Annotated in this window: 4 protein-coding genes and 1 pseudogene; all 5 read right to left on the bottom strand. The window is 71.0% G+C overall.

What is annotated here, in order from left to right:
* Positions 1-217 precede the first annotated feature (217 nt).
* A complete protein-coding gene (locus tag CCR87_RS01425) occupies positions 218-1,561 on the bottom strand; it encodes a DNA-packaging protein (protein ID WP_476748497.1) in 1,344 nt (447 codons plus the stop codon).
* A complete protein-coding gene (locus CCR87_RS17030) occupies positions 1,488-1,841 on the bottom strand; it encodes a hypothetical protein (RefSeq protein ID WP_242511790.1) in 354 nt (117 codons plus the stop codon). The genes CCR87_RS01425 and CCR87_RS17030 overlap by 74 nt, the downstream gene beginning before the upstream one ends.
* A 169-nt stretch (positions 1,842-2,010) precedes the next feature.
* Complete coding sequence (mltG, locus tag CCR87_RS01420; protein ID WP_201155546.1) at positions 2,011-3,168, bottom strand: endolytic transglycosylase MltG; 1,158 nt, start codon at positions 3,166-3,168, stop codon at positions 2,011-2,013.
* Complete coding sequence (gene fabF / locus CCR87_RS01415; protein WP_201155545.1) at positions 3,168-4,430, bottom strand: beta-ketoacyl-ACP synthase II; 1,263 nt, start codon at positions 4,428-4,430, stop codon at positions 3,168-3,170. The genes mltG and fabF overlap by 1 nt, the downstream gene beginning before the upstream one ends.
* A 110-nt stretch (positions 4,431-4,540) precedes the next feature.
* Positions 4,541-4,806, bottom strand: a pseudogene (locus CCR87_RS01410) (ComEC/Rec2 family competence protein); the annotation flags it as partial.

Below are 4,806 nucleotides of genomic sequence, written 5' to 3'. Positions count from 1 at the left end.
CCCCGACAAACGGCGATATCCTGCCGGCCGTCAGCGGCCCCACCGCCGACGCCTTGGCCTCCGGCACCGCCGTCTGGCCACGCCCAAACAAGCCCAATACCATTCGCCCGCTCTCCTTCTGAAATCCGGACCATCGGCCCGCAAACGCCCGCCGCGCGACCCGGCCGGGCCACGCGGGGCATGGACTGCATCGCTGCGAAAAGCGTCCCGGGCGCGCCTAGAGCACCCGCATCCGGGGACTGCGCCACCGCGCCGCCGGCTCGATCATCAGATCCGTCAGCGCCCAGACCAGCGCATCCACCCGGTCGGGGCTGCCACGGCCAAGAAAGCCCTGCGGCGTCATCAGGACCATCTGGTCCTCCAGCGCGCCCAGACCGCGCACATGCGCCACGCGCCCCTGTTCATAAAGCGCGGCCACCGGCTCGGCCCGCGCGACCTTGTTGCGGGTGGCGCGCACGGCACGGAATGCCACCAGCGGATCGATCTGGCGCACGACCTGCGCCACCAGATCGCCGCCCTGGTTGACCTCGGCAACCATCCGCGCCGCGCCATGCCGCGCCATCGCCGCCACCGCCGCCTGCGCCCATGCCAGCGGCGAGGCCGCCTGGACGCTGGCATCCTCCAGCACCACCGCGCGCCAGTCGCCGGGCGCCCCCTGCGTCACCACCCCCGCAACCACGATGCCACAGGCATCCGACCCGGCATGCCCCGTCACCGGCGGATCAACCGCGACCACGATCCGGTCCAGCGCGCCCACCGCGTCCACCCGTGCGCCCTCCAGACCGGCCGTGGTCCACAGCGCGCCCTCCGCATCCTCCAGCAAACGGCCCTCCAGCTCCTGCCGACCCAGCCGCGTGCCGCCGTAGCGCGCCTCCATTTCCTTCAGGAACGACGGCGCCAACCAGGCCCGGTTCGCCCGGGTCGGCGCGTGGGTGGTCACGGTCGAGGGGCTCGCCAGCAGCGCCTTGAGCACCGGCGCATTGCGTGGCGTCGTGGTCACCACCTGCCGCGGGCTGGGACCCGATCGCAGCGCGAACTGCAACATGTCCCACGCCTCCAAGCCGCGCTTCCACTTGGCCAGCTCGTCGACCCAGGCGGCATCGAACTGCGGCCCGCGCAAGTTCTCCGGCTCCGAGGCGGAAAACGCCTGCGCCACCGCCCCGTTCGGCCATACCAGTCGCCGCCGCGTCGCCTCCCAGTGCGGGCGGCGATCGGGCGGACTGCAGGCGATCACCCCCGAGGGGCCCATCACCATCACCTCCATCACCTGGTCAAACGTCTCCCCCACCAGCGCCACCTGCCGCGACAGGCCCGGATCCCCCGGGCGCGATCCCTCCACCTGGGCACGCACCCACTCCGCACCCGCGCGCGTCTTGCCCGCCCCGCGCCCGCCCAGACAGACCCAGCTGCGCCACGCCCCCGGAGGCGGCAACTGGTGCGGCCAGGCCCACAGCTCGAACATCCACGGCAGCGCCGCGTGGGCATTGTCACTCAGCCGCGTCAACGCCCGCGTCCGGACCTTCGGTGGCGCGCAGGCGAGCCAGACGCCGCCCGACCTCAGCGCGCGCTCCGTCAAGATCGAGGGTGTCGCGCCCCGCGTCGGTCGCGGCCGTGTGGCGGATTTTCTGGGCATGCTGTCTTTCCGTGATTGCCGCCGTCAGGGCCCGCCGCAATGCGGCCTGCTCCTTCAGAAGGTCGTCGAGCTTGCCGAAGTCGCCCGCCTCGACATGGGCCATCACCCGTTCCAGCGCCGCCGCCGTCTGGTCCAGCAGCCGGATGGTGGCCAAAACGGGATCGTATCCGGCGGGGGACTCCCCCTCCGGTTGCGCTGTCTCCTGCATGTCTCGGGGTCTCCACCGCTGTGGTTCGCGGGCCGGAAGCGGCCGTCAGGCGTCGTCGCCCGACCTCAGCAACGCAAAAAGCGACCCGGGTTTCCCCGCGTCGCTTGCCCACCTCTTCCAGCTTGCCTACATGTATACCCCAGGGCGTTCGCCGGGTCAAGAGTTATCTTCAGGGTTGTGTCGCCCTGCGCTCCGCCTCGATCTGACGCCAGCGGGCGACATTGCGATTGTGATCTGCCAGATTGGTCGCAAAGGCATGCCCCCCGGTGCCATCCGCCACGAAATAGATATAGGGCGTGTCATCGGGGTCGAGCGCCGCGGCAATGCTCGCACGGCCGGGGTTGGCGATCGGCGTCGGCGGCAACCCGTCGATCTGATAGGTGTTCCACGGCGTGCGGGTGTCCAGCTCGCTGCGCCGAAGGCCCCGCCCCAGCGTCCCCTGCCCCAGCGTCACGCCATAGATCACCGTCGGATCGGTCTGCAACCGCATGGGCACCCGCAACCGGTTGACGAAAACGCTCGCCACCTGGCGCCTTTCCTCCGGCACGCTGGTTTCCTTCTCGATGATCGAGGCAAGGATCATCGCCTCCTGCGGCGTGGTGATCGGCAGCCCATCCACACGCCCGGCCCACAGGTCGGCAAGGATGCGCTCCTGGCGGGCCTGCATCTCGGCCACCAGTGCCCCGCGATCGTCGCCCCGGCGCACCTCGTAGCTGTCGGGCGCGAGCATCCCCTCAGGGGGCATCTCCGCGATCTCTCCCTCCAGGAACTCCGCCCAGCGCAGCCCCTCCACGACCTGCCAGACGGTTGTGCCCTCGACCACCGTCACCCGAAAGCGGGTGTCCGGCTTCCCGGCCAGCTCCGCATACTCCGCCGGCGGTTCGCCCTCCCGGCCGAAGCGCATCACCTCTTCGAACCGGGCCGTTGCGGGGTCGAGGTCCCGCACGACGATGTCCACCTGCGTGACGCCGATGCGCAACTGCACCTCGGTGCCGCAGGTGCTCGGTCCACCGCGGGTGACCGCCCCGAGGATCTCGTCCATCGATGCGCCCGGCGGCACCAGATACGCGCCGAAGCGCAGCCGGTCGGCCCGCTCGGTGTAGCGCGCGCCGACCCGGAACAGCAGGCCCGACCGGATCGCGCCCTGCGCCTCCAACTGCTGCGACACCGCCTGCAATGACGCGCCCCGCTCCACCCGCACGCACACCGCCTCCTGCAACGGGCCGGCGGCGGTGAACTGATGCTGGCCCCAGCCGACCGCGACCGCCAGCGCAACCAGGGCCACGATCAGAAGCGTCAGGGCGTTCGCCGCGATGTGACGGGCCATCAGCCCTCCCACTTCCCGAGGACGAGCGTCGCGTTGGTTCCGCCAAACCCGAACGAGTTCGACAGCGCGACCCGGATCTCGCGGTCACGCCGGGCGTTGGGCGCCAGATCCAGCTTCGGCGTCACCGCCGGGTTGTCCAGGTTGATCGTCGGCGGCGCCACCTGGTCGCGGATCGCCAGCGCGCAGAAGATCGCCTCCACCGCGCCCGCAGCACCCAGCAGATGCCCGATGCTCGACTTGGTGGAACTCATGGTGGCGCGGCCGGCGGCGTCGCCCATCAGCCGCTCCACCGCCGACAGCTCGATCGTGTCGGCCATGGTCGAGGTGCCGTGCGCGTTGATGTAGTCCACCGCCTCGGGCGTCAGCCCGGCGCGCTTCAACGCCGCCGCCATCGAACGATAGCCGCCCTCGCCATCCTCGGACGGGGCGGTGATGTGCCATGCGTCGCCCGACAGGCCATAGCCCAGCACCTCGGCATAGATGCGGGCACCGCGGGCCTGCGCGTGCTCCAGCGACTCAAGCACGACCACGCCCGCACCCTCGCCCATCACGAACCCGTCGCGATCCGCGTCATAGGGGCGCGAGGCCGTCTCCGGCGCGTCACCACGCTTCGTCGACAGCGCCTTGCAGGCATTGAAGCCCGCGATGCCAATCTCGCAGATGGGCGACTCCGTGCCCCCCGCGACCATCACATCAGCGTCATCGAACGCGATCAGCCGCGCCGCATCCCCGATCGCATGCGCCCCGGTCGAACACGCCGTCACCACCGCATGGTTCGGCCCCTTGAAGCCGTAGCGGATGCTCACCTGCCCGGACACCAGGTTGATCAGCGCCCCCGGAATGAAGAACGGCGAGACCCGGCGCGGCCCGCGCTCCTTCAACAGGATGGCGGTGTCGGCAATCGACGACAGCCCCCCGATGCCCGACCCGATCATCACGCCGGTGCGCAACCGGCTTTCCTCGTCCTGCGGTGTCCAGCCCGCGTCGCGCACCGCCTGATCGGCCGCGGCCATGCCATAGAGGATGAAGTCGTCGACCTTGCGCGCCTCCTTCGGCTCCATCCAGTCGTCGGGATTGAAGGTGCCGTCGGCGCCGGTCCCGCGCGGGATCTCGCAGGCATAGGTGGTGGCCAGATGACTCGCGTCGAAGCGGGTGATGGTGCGCGCGGCGGACTGCCCGTCGAGAAGTCGGCTCCAGGTTGCGTCCACTCCGCAGCCCAGCGGGCTGACCATGCCGAGCCCGGTTATCACCACACGCCGCATCCGTTGCCCTCCCGCTTCAGGCTCGATCCCGCTGTCGCGCCGGGTGATACACAGCTTTTTCGCGGTGCGAAAGACCGCCCGCGCCTTTGTGCGCGCCGTCGCGCCGAGCGTCAGCGCCAGCTCCAGGGCCGCTGCCCGGCCCGGTCGCGCGCCGCCACGATCCGCCACTGCCCCGCGGGCGTGACGTCCAGCGCCAGCGCCCCGGTCCGCGCCAGGCTGCGCCGGTCGATCAGCATGCACGCGCCCCCGGCATCCCCCTCGGCCTCGGCGCCCAGAATCACCAGCCTGCCGTCATGGCACCACTCCGCCACGCGCCCCGCAGCCCCCCGGCCCGTCAGGTGAACGCCGCGCAGCCCGCCCAGCTGAAACGTCCGCG

The organism is Rhodobaculum claviforme (assembly GCF_016653255.1).
In the GTDB taxonomy this organism is placed as follows: domain Bacteria; phylum Pseudomonadota; class Alphaproteobacteria; order Rhodobacterales; family Rhodobacteraceae; genus Rhodobaculum; species Rhodobaculum claviforme.
This window is presented reverse-complemented; position numbering and strand designations above follow the sequence as displayed.